Raw genomic sequence first — 17,724 nt, 5'->3', positions numbered from 1 at the left:
TCCCTGGGAGGCGATGGAGTGTACCATCGTGAACGGGCCTAGTGGATGTTGGTTGATCGTGGGTTGCGTCACTGGTCGCCCCCTATTCAACTGCCGATTTGCCGAAGCGATTCAACTCAGGCCCGGAAGCTTGTCGCTGGCAATGGGTAGCAAACGTGGTTCCGGGGCAGCATAGACGGACTTGGGTGCCGCATCCGATTGCAGCACAACGCCCGCTCCAAGGAAGGCCCCGGTGCCCACGGTGATACGGTCGCGAACCGTCACGCCCGCCCCAAGAAACGCGCCCGATTCGATCTGTACGCTCCCGGCCACGACCACGTTCATGGCCAGCGAACTGTGGTCTCCGATCGTGACGTGATGGCCGATGGTGCAACCCGTGCCAAGGTGCACGTTGTCACCAAGTCGGGAAAACGGCAGCACGATACAGCCGTCACCGATCATGCAATTCTCGCCCAGTTCCACGTCGGGCCAGACATCGGCACGGGGGCTGATCAGGCGGATAAAACGGTAACCCTTCGCACGCGCAAGATTGAACCGTTCGGCACGGATCCGGTTAACACCCGTGTGGCCGACTGCCACGAGCATGCGGTGGCTGTCGGGGGGGTAGTGCTGTTCGATTTCATCGAACGGGATCACCGGCAGGCCCTGAAACCGTTGAGACTGGATCAGATCCCGGTCTACAGTGCAGGCGGCGAGTTCGTACTGCGTGTCACGGCGCAGCCGAGCAAGCGCAAGTTCGGCCACTTGGCCATTACCATAGATTACGAGCCTGTTCATGCGTCCGCCATTGTGTTCATGAGCCGTCGATGGCACCGGGCCGAGGAGAGCCGAATAAGTGCAGGACTACCTGCCTCCGGTTTCCGCACGGCAAGGCCGCCGTACACGCTACCCCTTTCATTCGTGCCGAGCGCGGCCGTGCTGTCCAAGAGATGTTCAGATCGCCAAGGCCTTGATGCGCAACCAATCCTCGAACAACGTTTGCATTTCAGTCCTCAGGCAATCCGGAACAATCGCGATTTCACGTCCGAGCAGGGACACCATCGTTGCCACAGGGACCGTCGCCGAGCTCAGACCGTAGCGCTCCTCGTCCTCCATGCGAGCACTGTAGACCACCGTTCTAATATTCGCCCAGGCCGTGGCGCTCAGACACATGCTGCAGGGTTCCGCAGTGGAGTACAGGACGCAGTCAGATAGATCCATGGTACCGAGGAGGCGACAGGCCTCTCTGATTGCTGTCACCTCCGCGTGCGCGGTCGGATCCACATCGCGCCAGATGACGTTGTGGACTGCGACCAGTACCCGGCCGTTGCGGACGAGGCAGGCGGCGTACGGCGGCTGTCCATTGGCGATGGCTTCCCGTGCCTTGGAAATTGCGACACGCATGTGTTCGACATGGCCATCGGCTCGAGCGGGGTTCACGAGAGTGGCTTTGGCGGGGGGCGGCAGCTGCGCAGGCGTGCGGGCGGCCTTGAGCCGGTCGGACACGAAGGTCGAAAGCTGACCGAGCGAGGGGTTCTCGAATACGTCGGTCATGCTGATATCGACTCCCAGTTTCTCTTCGAGCATCAGAACGAGATTCAGCGTCAGCAACGAGTGCCCGCCCAGGTCGAAGAAATCTTCGTCGCGCGCAATCGTGTTGCGCTGCAACAGTTGGCACCAGATCTGTTCGATGGTGGCGGCCACGTTCCCAGCGTCCGTTCCGAACGGCACCTCGTTCTGGAGCTCCCGGGATTCCTCGCTAACCGAATCCTGTGAACGCATTGCGAGCAGCGCCGCGGTATCCAGTTTCCCGGTGGCGGTTTGTGGAATGCGGTCGATCGCGAAAATCCGATCGGGAATCGCGTAATGCGGCACGCTTGCGCTCAGGTGATCCCGCAGTCTGTCCGGAAACGCATCGCGGTGATGCAGAACCACGAACGCTGCGAGGCCCGCGACGATTCCAGCTTGATCGTCCGGCAGCACGACTGCATCGATCACCGAATCGTGAGTCCGAAGGACGCCTTCGACGGATGCGGGTTCGATACGGTACCCGCGCACCTTGACTTGCCGGTCGCTCCGGCCAGTGAACTGGTACGTGCCATCGGGCAGGCGACGGGCCATGTCGCCGGTGCGGTACATGCGGCTTCCATCTTCCTTGATGTGATTGACCAGGAATCGCTGTTCATCGGCTTCATCCGCGCCGAGATAGCCGAGCGCAACCGCTGGTCCCCCTACATACAGTTCTCCGATTTCGCCATCCGCGACCAGTCTCCGGTGCTCATCCATCAGGAAGAGTTGTACATCGGGCAGGGGCACCCCGATCACGCGCTCGTTGGCAGTGGGTTCGGAGGCCCGGACCCGATGAAAAGTGATTTCGCCGGACGTTTCGGTGAGTGCGTAAAGGTTCACCAGAATCGGATGGTCGTCACCGAAACGGGCGAACCAGGGCTGCAGTATGTGCCCGTCCAGCGGTTCCCCGCTGAACGCCACGACCCGCAGGTGGCTGAGCCCTGCCTCTGGCACCCGGTTCAGATCGCGTGCGAGCATCCGGAACGCGGTCGGTGTTTGGCTCAACACGCTTACCCGCTCCTGCATCAGCCACTCGAGTGTCCTGCCCGGTTCCCGCAAGGTTTCCGGTGGAACGATCACGAGGCAGCCGCCATGGGCCAGTGCTCCCCAGATTTCCCACACGGAGAAACCAAAGGATGGCGAGTGACAATGTGCCCAAACGTCGTTGCGGCTGAACTCAAGGTGTGCGCCCACCGCAGGGAAGAGTCGCGCCACGTTCCCGTGGGAAACCTTCACGCCCTTGGGGCGGCCCGTAGAGCCCGAGGTGTACATCACGTACATCAGGTCGTGAGGATGGGGCCTCCCGGTAACGGCCTTACAAGGCTCACCGTGCGCTGGCTCGTCCATCCAGTCATCAGAGGGCAGGAGGGGGATTTCGCAATCGACCGTTGGCCGCGATCCGACCAGCAAACATGGGCGGCTGTCTCTGAGCACGGCTGCCTGCCACTCGGCCGGGTAATCTGGATCCAGGGGTAGATAGCCCGCGCCCGCCTTCATGATGCCCAGCATCCCAATCACGGCATCGGGTGCCCTGCCCGAAACCAGCCCGACGAGATCTCCACGTCCAGCACCGCGGTCGAGCAGGAGGCCTGCAAGCCTGTTGGCATGTTCGTCCAGTTGCAGGTACGTCATATGCCCCTGTGCATGACGAATTGCCGGCGCATCCGGGTACGTGAGCACCATCTGATCGAACGACTCGAGTGGTAAGAGCTGCGTGCCTGTCATGAATCAACGCCCGGAAGTCCGGGCTCGTTGGGTATCGGGCGGGTGACGGTAATAGTGCCGAGCATCGGGATCAGCATGCTCGGAACCGAACGGGGAGTGCCTCAAGGCCCCGCACGAAGATGTTCGGGAGTCGCGTTGGCGGGCCCCCACAGAGTTCCATGTCCTGTGTCTTGGTAAGCAGAGTCAGAATGGCTGCCTGAGCTTCTACGCGTGCCAGCCCAGCACCAAGGCAAGCATGCGGTCCGGTGCCGAATGAAAGGTGCCTGCAGTCCGGACGTGACAAATCCAGTATGTCCGGGTTCGGGAAGCGGCATGGATCCCGATTGGCAGAGCCGATCAGCAAATAAACGGGCGCGCCTGCGGGAATCACTTTGCCGTGTAGCTCAATCGCCTCGGTCGCCGTGCGGCCAACCGTCTGGGCCGGGGTATCATAGCGGAGCAGTTCTTCCACTGCGTTGCGGATCATCCCGGGGTCTTCACGAAGCCGACGCATCTGTTCGGGGTGTTGGAGCAGCGCGAGCATGCCATTTCCCACGAGGTGCGACAGCGCTTCCTGGCCATTGGAAAACAGCGCCAGACAGCTGGTGAAGATCTCATCATCGGTCAGTCGGTCGCCATCGACCGAAACCGCGATCAGGCTGCTGACGATGTCTTGCCGTGGGGACCGCCGGCGTTCGCTTGCCAACGCCCCGAGATACTCACGAAACTCCAGGATCGCGTGGTTGAGCCGGTTTCTACCCTCTTCGGAAACCACTGGCGAGAAGATCTGAAAGAACCAGTTCGACCATTCCTTGAGCCTGGAGCGGTCCTCGGCCGGGATTCCCAGCAACTCGGCGATCACGTTCAGAGGAAGGGGAATTGCGAGATCGCGCACAATGTCCATTTCGCCACGTTCCAGTGGCCCCTCCAGCAAGTCGTCGACCAGTTTCTGAATGCGTTCGCGCATGTTTGCCGCGAGGTTATCGGTGATGACACGCGCTAGCAGGCCGCGCAGGCGGGTGTGTTCCGGGGCATCCAGAAACATGATCATGTGTTGAGCTGCGATCGCCGCGGGCGTGGAACGGTTTCGGTGCGCCGCATGCACCGAGTAGCGCGACGGCTTCGAACTTAGACGTGGGTCGCGCAGGGCCCTGTAAACATCCTCATAACGTGAAAGCACCCACATGCCGAACGGGCTCCGGTGCACCGGATCCTCATCGCGCAGATGCCGATAAACATCGTACGGACGCTCGACCAGTTCCGGACTTCTGGGGTCGAAGACGCGCTGGGAAGTTGCGGGCGTTGCGGGGATCGGGATCAAGAGTTCGGGACCCTTTCGTCAAGGACTTGGGGCCTGTTCAAGGGCCCGCTGGGCTGCGCCTGAGTGTACACCGACGCGTTCAACGGAACCATCACGCGCGGGCCTGGATGGCAGGCAGGCGGCGCCGATTCAGCCGGTGGGGTCGATGTGCACCGCAAGCCAGATGCACGGCGGTTCCGCGGAGGTACGCAGCACGCGGTGCGGCGTGTGCGCCGGGATGAACAGGTAGTCCCCGGCCTGCAGAGGCACACGCTCTTTGCCCAACTGCAGTTCGGCCTCGCCCTGCAGCAGACATACCCACTCGTCCTGCTCCTGATCGTACAGGGTGGGCTCCGGGCGGCCGCTGCTGACGATCCGTTCGATACGCACAGGATTGCGGCGCAATAGATCCTCGAACGCCTCGCCCTGCGCCAAGGAAGGCAGCCGGCCAAACAGGTTTCCCAGCGCCCCGCTCATGGATGCAGCCGCCGGCCGTCTGCGTCTAGACTCCAAAACCGGTTCCGAATCATCCGACGAGAGTGCGCGCCATGCCGATCCTTCGCAACCGCATCGTGAGCGTTTGCCTGTTGCTGCTGCTGGCGACGGGCACCCAGGCCGATTTCGCCGTCGATCTCGACAGCGGCGACTTGCTCGAGGTGTACGAGTTCGGCGGCGAGCACGACGGCCCGCTGTTCCTCTGGCTGGTGAATCAGTACGGCGAACTGGTGACCCCCAACGCGCTGATCGAAACCCTGGCGAGCCGCGGCGCGACGGTCTGGCGCACCGACCTGCTCGATTCGCTGCTGTTGCAGCGCAGCAGCGAGGCCATCCGCAGTCTGGATGGCGGGCCGGTGGCCGCGCTGCTCGACGCTGCGGTGGACTCGGGGCGCGGCCCGATCGTGCTGGTGACCTGTGACCGGATGGCGGTGCCGCTGCTACGCGGCCTGCACGAATGGCGTAAACGGGGCGGTGATTCCGCCACTGTCGCCGGCGGGATCCTGTTTTTCCCGAACCTCTACCGGGGAACGCCGGTGGCGGGCGAACAGCCCGAGTTGCTCGGCATCGTGGACGCCACCAACATGCCGCTGGCGATCCTCCAGCCCGCACTCGGCGCCAACCGCGATCGCCTGACCGAGGTGCTCGACGCGTTGCACGACGCGGGCAGCCCTGCCTATGGCTGGCTGGTCGACCAGGTGCGCGACTACTACCTGCTGTATTCCGAGGAGCCCACGAATCGGGCCCTGGAATCCTCCGCCGGCATCATGCCGCCGGAAGTCCGCTCCGCGATCGCGGACACCCCGAACCAGCTGTTGATGGCGACGCAGCTGCTTGCCCGGACACCGCGCCCGGATGCAGTGCTGCCGTTGGACGAAGCGGCCGAGCAGCCGATCGCACCCGCCTACGGTCTGATCGAGCGGCAGCCTCGCCCGGCACCCGACTACGATCTGGTCGACGCCCGCGGCAGCCGTCATGCACTCGACGAAAGCCTCGGGCGCGTTACGCTGGTGAACTTCTGGGCGACCTGGTGCCCGCCGTGCGTGCACGAGATTCCGTCGATGAACCGGCTGGCGGGGGCCTACGACGAGGACGAGTTCGCGATCGTCTCGATCAACTTCCGCGAGGAACCGGAGCATATCCTCGAGTTCATGCGCGAGGTCGACGTCGACTTCCCGGTGCTGATGGACGAGGACGGCGCCGTCTCCCGCGACTGGGGCGTGTTCGCGTTCCCCAGCTCCTTCCTCCTCGACCGCGACGGGCGGATCCGCTACACGGTCAACACTGCGATCGAGTGGGATACCGACGAAGTGCGCGAGGTGATCGACCGGCTGCGGTCCGAGGATCGGTACACCGGGCTCCCGCACCGGCCGGTTGCGCAGGGGCCGGCCGCAACGATCGAGGGCCGGTGACCGCGCGCAACGGCGCGGGAAGAAACCCTGCAAATCGTGCTACACTCCGCGCCCATCGTCGATGCGGGCCACGGTCCATCGTGCCTTCCGCGGCTGCCTGAAGTCGGGTTGGCGTGGGCACAGCGCCCCGGCCGATGCATCGACGGAGCACGAAGCCGGCTGTGGGCAGGCACACCCAGGGCGGCATCGCCATCGCACCCGCGGATGTTCCGCGTTCGAACCGACGAGACACCGATTTCAGCCCCCATGTTGCACGAGACGAGTTCACAGCGTACGCGCCCGCATGACGGCGATTCGGCGGTCATCGCGCTGCGCACCTTCGTGTACATCGACTCGCTGCAGCCGCAGCTCGCGTCGTATATGGGCACGGTTTCGCAGGGCTTCCTGCCGAAGCCGGGGGATTCCTGTGCCTGGCTGGAAGTGGAGCCGGGCATGGCGATCCACCGCCTGACCGACGTCGCGCTGAAGGCGGCGCAGGTGCACCTGGGCCAGATGGTCGTCGAACGCGCGTTCGGGTCGATGGTCATTCACCACCGCGACCAGAGCAACGTGCTCGAGTCCTCGCAGGTTGTGTTCGATCGCATGGGGACCACCGCGCGGGCACGCCAGCAGTGCCGGGTCGCCTGGCACGAGATCATCCGCGGCATCAGCCCCGACCACGCGGTGCTGATCAACCGCCAGAACCGCAAGGGGTCGATGATCCTGCCCGGTCAGAGCATCTTCATCCTCGAGACCGAACCCGCCGGCTATATCATCTATGCGGCGAACGAGGCGGAAAAGGCCGCGAACATCACGCTATGCGAGGCCCACGCGGTCGGCGCCTTCGGCCGGCTGACGCTCGCCGGGCGGGAGGCGGACATCGAGGTCGCCGCGCACGCGGCGCTCAGCGCGGTCGAGCGCATCAATCAGCGCACACCCTGAATCCAGCCGGCGCAACGCCACTGCTATGGCAGCGGATCCTGCGGGTATGGCGCAGGATCCGCAGGCCTTGGCGGAGAGCGCAGCGTCATCCGCCACACGGCGTTGGAGCGCCCAGGCGCCCGCGGCGCCCCGGCGTGGGAATGGCGGAGGCACGCCATCGGGGCGATCGCCACACGCGCGGGGCGGGCCGTTCGGATAGGATTGCCGCAACCCACAGCCCGTTTGGAACGTTCGATGCGAGAGGACGACCTCGAGTCCCCGCGGCGCCCCAGCAGATCCCAGCGCAAGCGCGAGAGCAGCGCGCTGCAGGATCTCGGTGCCGCGCTGGTCAAGCTGCCGCCGCAGCGGGTGCGCGCGATGGATCTGCCCGACACCCTCCGCGCCGCGGTGCTCGAAGCCCAGGGGATCGCCAGCCGCGGCGCGCTGCGCCGGCAGATGCAATACATCGGCCGGCTGATGCGCGCGGTCGACCCCGCGCCGATCGACGCGCAGCTGGCCGCCCTGCGCGGCGAATCGGAACGGGCGCGCGCCGATTTCCATGCGCTGGAACGTTGGCGCGAGCGCCTGTTGGCGGACGACAGCGCGCTGACCGAGTGGCTGGAAAGCCATCCGGCCGCGGACGCCCAGCACCTGCGTCAACTGATCCGCAACGCCCGCCGGGAAGCGGCCGAGGGCAAGCCGCCGCGCGCCAGCCGCGCGCTGTTCCGGTTCCTGGCGGCATCCCGGCCGGGTGGCGCTCAGGGGCTCGCGCAGCCCGATCCCGACAAGGCGTAGCGAGGCCGGTGAAGATCCTGTTCCTCCATGGCTGGCAGTCGGTTCCCGGGGGTGTGAAGCCGGGCTATCTCGCGCAGCATGGCCACACGCTGCTGAATCCTGCGCTGGACGACGATGACTTTACCGCTGCCGTCGCGACCGCGCAGGCGGTATTCGACCGGGAACGCCCCGATGTGATCGTGGGCTCGTCGCGCGGCGGGGCAGTGGCGATGAACCTGGATTCCGGCGCGACGCCGCGGGTGCTGCTCTGCCCGGCATGGAAGCGGTGGGGGACGGCCACCACCGTGGGTGCCGCGACGCGAATCTTGCACTCGCGCGCCGACGGCGTGATCCCCTTCGCCGATTCCGAGGAACTCGTTCGGCGCAGCCGCCTGTCGCCGTCGGCGCTGGTCGAAGTGGGCGCCGACCACCGCCTCGCCGACCCGGAACCCCTGCAAGCCATGCTTCGTGCCTGCGAGGCGCTTGCGAACTGTTGAATGCGGGCCATCACCGCCACGCGGGGCCGAGCGCGGGATCCCGGACCCGGTGCGGCGGGCCGCCGGTGGCCGCAGCAGCACCCGGCCGACTTCGATCCGTAGCCCCCCGGCGCAGTCAGCACCGAGAGAGGCCGAATGGTCTCGTCCGGGCAGGGCGTGGAATCACCGCGCATCCGGAATTCGGCCCGGCCCAGCAGCGCCTCCAGCGGCAGGCCGTGGGTGCTGTATTCCCCGTGCATGCACGCGATGGCGATCTGAAGTGGTTTCCGCTGCACTGAGCATTGGTGGGTGCGTTTACGGGGAGAAACCCGACCTCGGTGGGTGTGGACGGCGGCAAACCAGGTAGACGAGGCTCAGCAGTGCGAGGATCGGCAGGGTCGGGTCTCTACCCTTGCCGCTTCCGGAGACACATCCGCCCACGCGCGAGATTTCCGTTTCGTCGCCGTTCAGCTCCTCCTGCAGGGTGAGGATCTGCACGATTACCAGCGCCTTGTTGGACTCGACACCGCCGGCCGAACTGACTGTGTAGGTAAACTGATCGATTCTGTCGGCAGATGGCACGGCGTTTGCGCGGTAGGTGATCGTATTGTCGGGGTTGACGACTGCCGTGCCCAATTCTGGCGCGTCTGCGACCTTCACCCCACCGATGTCAACCGGCTGGATCGGCATGTTCATCAGGGTGTCGTTTTCCAGAACCGCAATGGTTACCGGGTTCGACTCGATCGCCCGCGCGGAATCGTTCCTTGCTACGGGCGCAATCGGGTCCGGCGGCGGCAGGACAGTCACCGTTACCGTAGCCACGTTCGAGGCCACGCCATCCACCGTCACCGAGTAGGTGAAGACGTCCTGCCCGGAAAAACCAGTGCCGGGTGTGTATGTCACCCGGTCGCTGCCGCCGACGATTACGGTGCCCGCAGTCGGGGCGGTCACGATGGATACCGCGATGTCGGCTTCGCTGAGTTCGGGGATCAACGCTCCGTCGAGCACGTCGTTCGCAAGAATATCGATCTCCACCGCTCTCGGATAAGTCGTGCGCACCGAATCGTTGATGGCCATCGGCGTTCCCGTGGCAGACATGTAGCTTCTCAGTGGCGGGGCCTCGCTGACGGTAACCCAGTCAGGATCTTCGGATCCGGAGTCGGTGTTCGCCGCGATCGAAACCAGAGTCAGACGTAGGGTGATCGTCTCCGAACGCGTCATGCCGGCGAGCGGAATGCCTCCGTCGAAGTCGGTGTAGGTGACGAATCGGTCACCCAGGTAAAGATAGGTGTCGACACTCAGCGCACTCAGGTCATCGCTCAGCGCGTCCTTGTATCGCCGTCGGTCTCCCGGAAGCGTGGGGTCAAGCCCGATCGGAAGATCTGCCCACTGTACCAACTGACTCTCCGGCACGATCCCAAAATTGTCGGCGACTCCGTAGCGCCACAGTTCGCCGTCCCACCACGCCAGGGGCAGATCGGACCTGGTCTCGGGATTGCCATCCGTGTGTTCTGAGATCACGGTGACCGCGATATCCTCGGGCAGCCAATAGCCGAACACATTGCCATGGATCGGCGGGTTTGCGCCCGCGCCCTGGGTCGCCGGAAGGTCGTAGTAGTTGTCGGTGATCGCGCCGCGTTTCCCGAGCGCAGTCAATTCGGCACCGCTATCGATGAACTGGCTCTTGTCTCCCGCCTCGACATCTTGGGGTGGGAAAAGCCCGCCCGGTTGCGTGTCGAAATATCCGGGATCGAATCGTGCCCGTGTCCCGTCATCGAAAAACCGGGGCGAGAATGTCGCGAAGCGATTTTCGTTCCAGACTGACACACCCTTCGCCCCCGTTTCACCGACGAAGAACTCCCTGTCCACGAGCGGGCGCATTTCGAACGCGACTCCGTCGTCGTCGAACGAGGCCGGTCGGAACTCACCTCCGACCCCGAAGCCGAGTTCCGCCCTGAAACCGACGACGCGTTCGCCGGTCTGGTTGATGATCTTCTGCAGCACCCGGTAGACGCGCCCAATGCCGTGCTCGTCCCTGAATCTTTCGTAGGCCGCACCTCCGTCATCGGACGGCACTCCCTTGTAGCGGAGCGTCCTCACTCCCGTGGTCAACACGAGGTCGACGGGCACATCCGCTTCGGTTACCTCCAGGAAGAACCGCTTCGAACTCCCCTGCGCATCGCTGCAGGTCTTCGGTACGACCGCGCCCGTGATAACGTCGGATTCGCTCTCGCCCGCGGCCATGATGCAGTTCTGTGTGGGGAACGCGAAGTCGTCGGTGACCACCTGGATTCCAGGAGCACGTCCGCTGCCATCGTGGAGTTCCCAGGTTACGAATGCGCGGGCTCCGACCCCTTCCCTCATGGAATCAGCCTCTTTGGCCGTCGCGTTCTCGAAAACGAAGGTCTTGCCCCCAGTGTGATCGGATTCGTCGATCACCGTTCGTGTGTTGACATCACTCCAGCCTGTCAATGCCGGAACGGGTAGATCGATAAAGGTGGACGGCGATTGCGCGGATGCCGTGGGAAGCATTTGGCTGCCTGCGATGAACGCTCCGGCTGCCACGACAGCGGCAAACGAAAGCGTGGTACGGTGAGTCATGATACCTCTCCAGTTTCTGCACGCAGCCCGATGGGCCAGCCCCTGCAAACCCGATCGTATTGATCACGTAACGCCGGTGGGCTTCGATCCCCTCAGCCGTGCGATGTGCTTGCCACAGCAGGGCACGCCGTTCGCGAGTACGAGTAGGTGGATGATCGGTCGATTCATGACAACGCGAGTCCTGGACACCTGTCAGGGCGTGGGCGTCCGCATTTAGAGGCCTCAGCAATGGTATAGACAACCGTCAGTCGGGTTGCTGGACATCGACTGACGGTCGTCGGTCGCGAGACAGTTTTGCGGATACAAATGCCGCTCCGGCTGGCTGTGTCAAGACCCGTGTGATCATGTGCATGCTTTACAGCGAGAGGCGATCCGGATCGAAGTGCATTTCAGAATCAGTTTCGCTCAGAGTTCCGCGCCGCTTCAAAGTGGCAATCACCCTTGCGGCTGTTTCACTGGAGATGTTCAGCATCGCCGCCATGTCGTTGCGACTGAGTCGCGGGCATGGGTGGGGATGGGAAAATTCCGCAAGCCAGCGCAACAGTTTGAGGACGCGGTCACGGGATGTGCCAGCCCCCACCTTGAGCAGAAACTGATCGGTACGTCGTAACTGGGAGAGCCAGCGCTGCTGCAACTGCGCGTGCAGGGCCGGTTCTCGGCACAAGAGGTCGCCGAAGATATCCTCCGGCGTGCGGCACAGCCCCGCCGGTGTCAGCGTCGTAGCGCTGTGATCGTAATGGGACTCGACGAGTGCCTCGAGGCCCAGCATGTCGCCGGGCCCGAGCAGCCGTAGGATACGCGGATGCCCCAGTTCATCCTCGGCCCAGACCTTGATGAAACCCCATCGAACGGTAAACACGGCATTGGCGGAGTCCCCCGCCTTGTATAACACGACATTCGCAGGCGGGAGGAAGTTCTCAACCTTCAACAGCAGCCGGCCGAACCTTTGCGGTCCGACGGCAGCGAAAGGCATGCCGGTTGGCGACCGACAATCGCGGCAGTCCACCCGGAGTGCCCAGAAATCCCATACGCATGGGGCTTCGACGTGCTCAGCGGCGGCCATTCAGCGTACCCCGTCAGCCGATCCCACTACCCTGAAAATAGCAGATACGCCGGGACTCGCGGGACGGGGGCACACTGCCCGGAAACATTCTTGTGACCTGACGGCCGGTCACTGAAACGAGCCGGTTGCCTGTCCCCAGCGGGCAATAATCGACCTGTTTAGCGCTTGCCCAGGCCCTGGACTGACGCCTGTCAGTTGATGCCCTGGAGGCCCGCTGCCGTTCAGCTATAGATAACGCAGGAGGTCTCGAAATCCCGACGTCATCGTCGGCGTAGACAAACAGGGAGCAGTCGTGACAATTCGGCCGATCACCGATACCCCCTGCTGGCGACAAGGCTTTCGGGGACAGGTTCCTTGGCGGCGGCAGCATGGCGTGGTTCCGCATCGTGGTCGACAAGTGCGACATACCGTGGGTGGGGCGTCCCGCCACGCCGCGTGCCTCCCGGCAAGGGAATGCGGCTACTCGATCCGTTTGCGAGGGCAACCACCATGACTTTGAACGGCTTCGTATGGGCGCGTCTTTTTGTGCTTCTCGCGTCCGGCTTTCTCCTCACCTTGGGCTCATCCCTCGCCAGCGACGGCGAGATCGCCTACGTCGGCGAAACCCGCTGCAAGACCTGCCATAACGTGCCGGAGACCGGGCTCTTCCACAGCGACTGGGCGACCACACCGCATGCCCAGGCAACTCTGGTTCTGACCGAAGAGGAGAAATCCGACCCCTCCTGCCTGGGTTGCCACACGACGGGATACGGCAAACCAGGCGGCTTCGTCAGCATGGCCGAGACCCCAAGGCTGGCCAACGTCCAATGCGAATCCTGCCACGGACCCGGAGCAGAGCACCTCGCGAGCGCCCGACGCAACCTGCGCAATCCATCGGCTACCCTTCCCCCGCCTGGCCAGCCGAACGAACAGACCTGCAGAGGCTGCCACAACGAGCGCAGCCCCACCTGGAAGGAGGATCGATACGTTGCCCCGGATGGCACGACATCGGGCTTCAACTACGAGATGGCCTTTGCGAAAGCATCGCATGTGGAGGTATTCCGGGCGTTGCAGTTGGATGATCCCGACCCCTACAACCCCAGGGTGCGTCGGCCGTGCGCTGAGTAGCGGAAGTTCATCTGGCAGAGGAGCCCCATGGACATCACCCAGTTCTGTCGTCGGCCGGATTCCCGCGGGTCCTGGTGGCACCGCGCAAGCCTCGGCGATGTTGTGATCGCGGGGTTTGCGGTGATGGCGGTGTTGGGCTCATACCCGCTGCTCGCGCAGCAGACGGATGCAGCGACTGACGAAGCTGCCGAGGCAGAGGCCTCCGAGCAAAGCCCTTCGTCCCTCCGGCTCTCTGGCACCCTGGACACCTCGTATCGGCTGCGCCGTTTCGATGGCGGCCACGATCAGGATCTCGACGTCTTTTTCTCGCTGCAGGCCGACGACATCGTGAAGGACCGGGTGGATGCCGCGGTGTCGTTCTATTGGCACCGCGACCTGGACGGCGTCCTCGTGCCCTCCAGGTTTGATCCTTTCCTCGATCTGGACCAGGCGGCGGATAGGGAATTCCGGCTCTACACGGCCTACGTGAATCTGAACCAAGCGGAATTTAACGGAGCCAGCCTACGCCTTGGACGTCAGTTCATCGATGAGATCGACTTCGTCCACTTCGACGGTGCATCCGCACGCTTGCGACCGACCGCACGCATCGACGCTCAGGTATTTGGCGGAAAACCGGTCAGCTTCTTCTCCGGGACCTCCGGCGAAACACTCTACGGCGCCCGCGGCGACTTCCGAGCCACGCCCCGGGCACGGGCGGCCGGCACCTTTTATCGCTACGAGGGCAGTGAGGTCACGGATGATCTGCTGTCGCTGGAGGGTTGGTACCGATGGTCCGTGTGGGCGCAGTCCTACCTGAAGTACTCGTGGCTGAACTCGGACTCATACATCCTGCAGAGCGATCACTTCGTCCGAGCGGACCGGGCAGGCCTGGACATCAGCGTGCAGACGGTGAGCCTGTTGGAACCGGTTAGCGAGAGCACACTGAATTTCAATCCCTATTTTCCGCTGCTGAACAGCTTCACGCCCTTCGACTTCGCTTCCGTTCTGGCGATCAAGGAGCTCGGTGAAAATGCGAGCCTGCGCGCCGGGTTCGACCTGCGCAGCGCAGACAGCGTCGACGATCCCGTGACCGCTTTCAACAACCGCGACTTCCGGCGCGGCATTCTTGGGTTCGAGCTGAGACCGACCGACACCCTGACCGTTGCCCTGGATGCGGAATACTGGAAGGTCGACGACGACGACCGCTTCACGGGCTTCTCCGGCGAACTGGAATACCGCCCTACGTCCCGCTGGACTTTCACCGGCGGGGCCGAATACGGGGAATACGTGCAGGTGTACCGGGACGAGCTGGCTCTGATTTTCGGTGAGGAAAAGACCTTCAGGATCACGCCCGACGTAATCACCTATTTCTCACGCGCGCGGTGGCAGAACGGTCGAATCGCCGTTTCGGCATCGCTGGAATACGAAGACAACAGTGAGGACAGCGATGACTGGCTCAGTTTCCAGCTCCGGCTGGGCCTGCGGTTCTAGGGCGGGCCTCGTGGTGCGGCTCCTCAATGCAGTGCTGCTGCTCACTCTAGTAGCCCTCGCGGGTTGCCAGTGGGACGAGACTACCGAAGTTGAGGGCACGTTCCCGCATCAGCCGCACCTTGAATTTCAGCTTCCCTGTGCGACTTGCCATGAACTGACGGAAGAGACGTTCGAGAACCCCCCGATGGAGGTTTGCATGACCTGCCACGATCTCGACGATGCCGAGGTGTTCGGGCGCTGCCAGGACTGCCATCAAAAATATCGTGTTGAAATCACAGAGGAGTCCCCATTCGACCATCGGTATTTCTTCAGTGACGCAGTTCCGACGAATCTGCTCGACGTTCGGTATCGACACGCCGACTTCCCGGTCGAGAACGACAACCAATGCCTGTTCTGCCACGGCAATTTGCCGACCTCCATGGGTTCCACTTTTGCGAACATTCCGACGATGGAAGTGGCCATGGCGGCCCATCGAAGCCGGGGCCTCACCCTGGATTGCGGCGCCTGCCACCTGGAACTGAATCGTTTGTCACCACCACCGAGCCACAACGCCCACTGGACTCGCGACCATGGTCGTCTGACGGTCTTCCAGGACCGCAGCCAATGCCTGCTGTGCCACCAGGAAAGCACCTGCCAAACCTGCCACAGCTTGGAGAAGCCACGCGACCACACCAGCCTCTTCCGCAGAAAGACTCACGGAATGGTCGCGTCCTGGGACCGTTCGCGCTGCCTGACTTGCCACCGGTACGCTGCTTGCCAGTCGTGTCATCTGGCGGCAGCCAGCCCCATTCCGCCGCGTGGTTTCCACCGGCCCGGGCACAGATCGTCCTGCCTGAGCTGCCACAGCCCAGCCGCGGCTGCCTTTGGTGGACGCAACCGCCCCGCGGACCGTTTCAAGCCGATGCCGCACCGCATGCTGATGGGTGTTTCGTCGCAGAAATGTCTGGAATGTCATCGTTTCTGATGCAGTGTGGGAGAAGTATGATCGGCGACTCTGCACCCATGGCCAAGGAGAGCGAACACAAACCCTGGTTTACCCGCCGGGATGGCGGGGATGATGCGGAGGGACTTCAATTATGCTGCGGTCTACGGTAGGCAGATCAAAGACTCGGCGCTCTGCGCATCCTGCCACACCCTGTTCACCGCCAGCATCGAGATCCTGGAGCCCGCCGTCGCAAACGGGCTTCTCGAAATTCCGGTGCGCGTGACCAATCACACCGGCCACAAGCTGCCGACCGGATTCCCGTCCCGCAGGATGTGGATTCACCTGCGCGTGGTCGATGCCGAGGGCAGCTTGTTGTTCGAGTCGGGGGATGTCGACGCCAATGGCAGGCTCCGCCTCGATACGGCGCATACGCAAGCTCACTGCCTCGCCACCTCGAAGCCCGGCGGCGCAGAAGACTACACCGACTGCTACGAACCCCACCACGACGTGATCGAGTCCCCGGAGCAGGTCGCCGTCTACGAGGCCGTGATGGGAGACGTGCGCGAGCGCGTGACTTACGTGCTGCTGTACGCCAACACCTATCTGAAGGACAACCGGCTGCCCCCGGTCGGGTTCGACCGGGGTGTTCTCGGCACCGACTCGATCACCGGAGTCTTCGGGCGCGCTGCCGACGATCCGGACTTCAGCCCCGACTACCCCGACCCACTCAGCGGCAGCGACCTGGTCCGTTACCGGTTGCCCGTCGGGGAATCAGCCAGGCCGCTGGCAGTCGAGGCGCGGCTGCTGTTCCAGTCGGTAAAACCGGCCTTCGCCGAGATGCTCGGGGAAAGCCAGGACCCGCGGGTGACCCGGTTCGTTTCGATGTATGCGCAGGTGCCGCCGCCTGTGGAGCAATTGGCCCAGGACGAGAGGGTGCTGGGTCCCTGATCGGGACGAAGCGGGCCTGTCTTTCGGGCGCGGCCGAGGGAGCTGCATCGGCCCCTGGCGCCACTCCCTATACCTGCGCTGCGGACAGGCGCGACGTGGCCCCCGCCGCTTCCGCATCCGCGGCTCGGTCTCTATGCTCTCACCATGTCGCCCACGCGTGCAGCCGGACGCGCCTTCCGGGATCCGCTGTTCCTCGCAGCGCTCGCGGCTGGCCCGGTCGCCTGGGGAATCCTCGCGACCTTCCTGCCCGTCACCACCGACCCGGGCTGGCCCGCGACGCGGCCGTGGTTCTTCCTCTCGGCCGTGCTCGTCTACCCCGTGCTCGAAGAGATCGTGTTCCGCGGGCTGTTGCAGGGTTGGCTGCTGGAGCGGAACTGGGGTCGCAGCCGCCTCGGACCGGTCACCGCGGCCAACGCGATCGCCGCCCTGCTGTTCGCGCTCGCGCACTTGATTCACCAGCCACCCGCCTGGGCGGCCGCCGTGATCCTGCCGGCGCTGGTGTTCGGATACTTCCGGGAGCGACACGGACTGTGGACAGCAATCATGCTGCACGTCCTCTACAACTCAGGCTTCGCCTGGCTGTTCCTGGCCTGACAGCGCTTGGCCACAGGTATCGTAGCCGCGCGAGCCCCGCGCCTGCACTGAATCTGAATGGGCGCGAGTACACCATCGTGAAAGCGGTTTCCGGATCTGCCTTCCCGACGTGATCCGGCTCGCGCGTGTGCAGCAGGTTGACCTGCAGCGCTGCCTCGTCTCGGGCCTGCCGATACGGACTCATACCGGCACCCGTGAGCGGTTCAGGGAGGCTGCATGCTATAGGAAGAGACCCGACCCCGCTGTGCGTGCGGTGTGCGCGTGGGGTCGACCTGCGCTGGGTTTGCCGGGTGATCCTCGTGATCCTGCCCCCCGGCCATTCGCACTGTCGAGTAGTCGTCACTGGCTCACTCTCTGAGCCAGTGGGGGTGGTATGGTTGGGCGCACGTCTTGCAGAGTACCGCGAT

At 63.9% G+C, this 17,724-nt stretch carries 15 protein-coding genes; 9 read left to right on the top strand and 6 right to left on the bottom strand.

Features of this window, described 5'->3' with window-relative positions:
* Positions 1 to 111: 111 nt before the first annotated feature.
* The 4 genes from THITH_RS13430 to THITH_RS13415 form a co-directional block, all read right to left on the bottom strand.
* Positions 112 to 777, bottom strand: a complete 666-nt coding sequence (locus THITH_RS13430; RefSeq protein ID WP_006748962.1) for an acetyltransferase — start codon at positions 775 to 777, stop codon at positions 112 to 114.
* 156 nt (positions 778 to 933) lie between these two features.
* On the bottom strand, positions 934 to 3,273 hold the full coding sequence (locus THITH_RS13425; RefSeq protein ID WP_006748961.1) for an amino acid adenylation domain-containing protein: 2,340 nt from the start codon (positions 3,271 to 3,273) through the stop codon (positions 934 to 936).
* Between the two features lie 70 nt (positions 3,274 to 3,343).
* Entirely contained in the window at positions 3,344 to 4,573 is a 1,230-nt protein-coding gene (locus THITH_RS13420) for a cytochrome P450 (RefSeq protein ID WP_025367571.1), read from the bottom strand.
* A 129-nt stretch (positions 4,574 to 4,702) separates the two neighbouring features.
* On the bottom strand, positions 4,703 to 5,029 hold the full coding sequence (locus THITH_RS13415; RefSeq protein ID WP_006748959.1) for a cupin domain-containing protein: 327 nt from the start codon (positions 5,027 to 5,029) through the stop codon (positions 4,703 to 4,705).
* 71 nt (positions 5,030 to 5,100) lie between these two features.
* On the opposite strand from THITH_RS13415, the gene THITH_RS13410 reads away from it, so the two are divergent.
* From THITH_RS13410 to THITH_RS13395, 4 genes are all read left to right on the top strand, one after another.
* The gene (locus THITH_RS13410; protein WP_006748958.1) at positions 5,101 to 6,459 is read left to right on the top strand and encodes a TlpA family protein disulfide reductase; all 1,359 of its coding nucleotides are present in this window, start codon (positions 5,101 to 5,103) and stop codon (positions 6,457 to 6,459) included.
* A 246-nt stretch (positions 6,460 to 6,705) separates the two neighbouring features.
* A complete protein-coding gene (locus THITH_RS13405) occupies positions 6,706 to 7,380 on the top strand; it encodes a hypothetical protein (RefSeq protein WP_006748957.1) in 675 nt (224 codons plus the stop codon).
* Between the two features lie 234 nt (positions 7,381 to 7,614).
* Positions 7,615 to 8,154 carry a ribosome biogenesis factor YjgA gene (gene yjgA, locus THITH_RS13400; RefSeq protein WP_006748956.1) on the top strand — a complete coding sequence of 180 codons (540 nt, stop codon included), beginning with the start codon at positions 7,615 to 7,617 and terminating at the stop codon, positions 8,152 to 8,154.
* 8 nt (positions 8,155 to 8,162) lie between these two features.
* The gene (locus THITH_RS13395) at positions 8,163 to 8,630 is read left to right on the top strand and encodes an alpha/beta fold hydrolase (protein ID WP_006748955.1); all 468 of its coding nucleotides are present in this window, start codon (positions 8,163 to 8,165) and stop codon (positions 8,628 to 8,630) included.
* 294 nt (positions 8,631 to 8,924) lie between these two features.
* On the opposite strand, the gene THITH_RS13390 is transcribed toward THITH_RS13395, so the two are convergent.
* Together THITH_RS13390 and THITH_RS13385 are read right to left on the bottom strand one after the other, a co-directional pair.
* The gene (locus THITH_RS13390) at positions 8,925 to 11,210 is read right to left on the bottom strand and encodes a choice-of-anchor F family protein (protein WP_006748954.1); all 2,286 of its coding nucleotides are present in this window, start codon (positions 11,208 to 11,210) and stop codon (positions 8,925 to 8,927) included.
* Positions 11,211 to 11,565: 355 nt separating this feature from the next.
* On the bottom strand, positions 11,566 to 12,273 hold the full coding sequence (locus THITH_RS13385) for a Crp/Fnr family transcriptional regulator (protein ID WP_084222673.1): 708 nt from the start codon (positions 12,271 to 12,273) through the stop codon (positions 11,566 to 11,568).
* A 489-nt stretch (positions 12,274 to 12,762) separates the two neighbouring features.
* Here THITH_RS13385 and THITH_RS13380 point away from each other — a divergent pair, with 489 nt between their 5' ends.
* The 5 genes from THITH_RS13380 (at position 12,763) to mrtJ (ending at position 17,317) form a co-directional block, all read left to right on the top strand.
* Complete coding sequence (locus THITH_RS13380; protein WP_006748952.1) at positions 12,763 to 13,380, top strand: cytochrome c family protein; 618 nt, start codon at positions 12,763 to 12,765, stop codon at positions 13,378 to 13,380.
* Positions 13,381 to 13,407: 27 nt separating this feature from the next.
* Entirely contained in the window at positions 13,408 to 14,850 is a 1,443-nt protein-coding gene (locus tag THITH_RS13375) for a hypothetical protein (RefSeq protein ID WP_006748951.1), read from the top strand.
* Positions 14,807 to 15,814 carry a cytochrome c3 family protein gene (locus THITH_RS18600; RefSeq protein ID WP_006748950.1) on the top strand — a complete coding sequence of 336 codons (1,008 nt, stop codon included), beginning with the start codon at positions 14,807 to 14,809 and terminating at the stop codon, positions 15,812 to 15,814. Before THITH_RS13375 ends, THITH_RS18600 begins: the two co-directional genes overlap by 44 nt.
* Positions 15,815 to 15,904: 90 nt before the next feature.
* Positions 15,905 to 16,723 (top strand): hypothetical protein, encoded by an 819-nt coding sequence (locus tag THITH_RS13365; protein WP_006748949.1) that lies wholly within the window; start codon positions 15,905 to 15,907, stop codon positions 16,721 to 16,723.
* A 144-nt stretch (positions 16,724 to 16,867) separates the two neighbouring features.
* Positions 16,868 to 17,317 (top strand): JDVT-CTERM system glutamic-type intramembrane protease MrtJ, encoded by a 450-nt coding sequence (gene mrtJ / locus THITH_RS13360; protein WP_006748948.1) that lies wholly within the window; start codon positions 16,868 to 16,870, stop codon positions 17,315 to 17,317.
* Positions 17,318 to 17,724 lie beyond the last annotated feature (407 nt).

It is taken from the genome of Thioalkalivibrio paradoxus ARh 1 (genome assembly GCF_000227685.2).
GTDB classification, from domain to species: Bacteria; Pseudomonadota; Gammaproteobacteria; order Ectothiorhodospirales; family Ectothiorhodospiraceae; genus Thioalkalivibrio; species Thioalkalivibrio paradoxus.
This window is presented reverse-complemented; position numbering and strand designations above follow the sequence as displayed.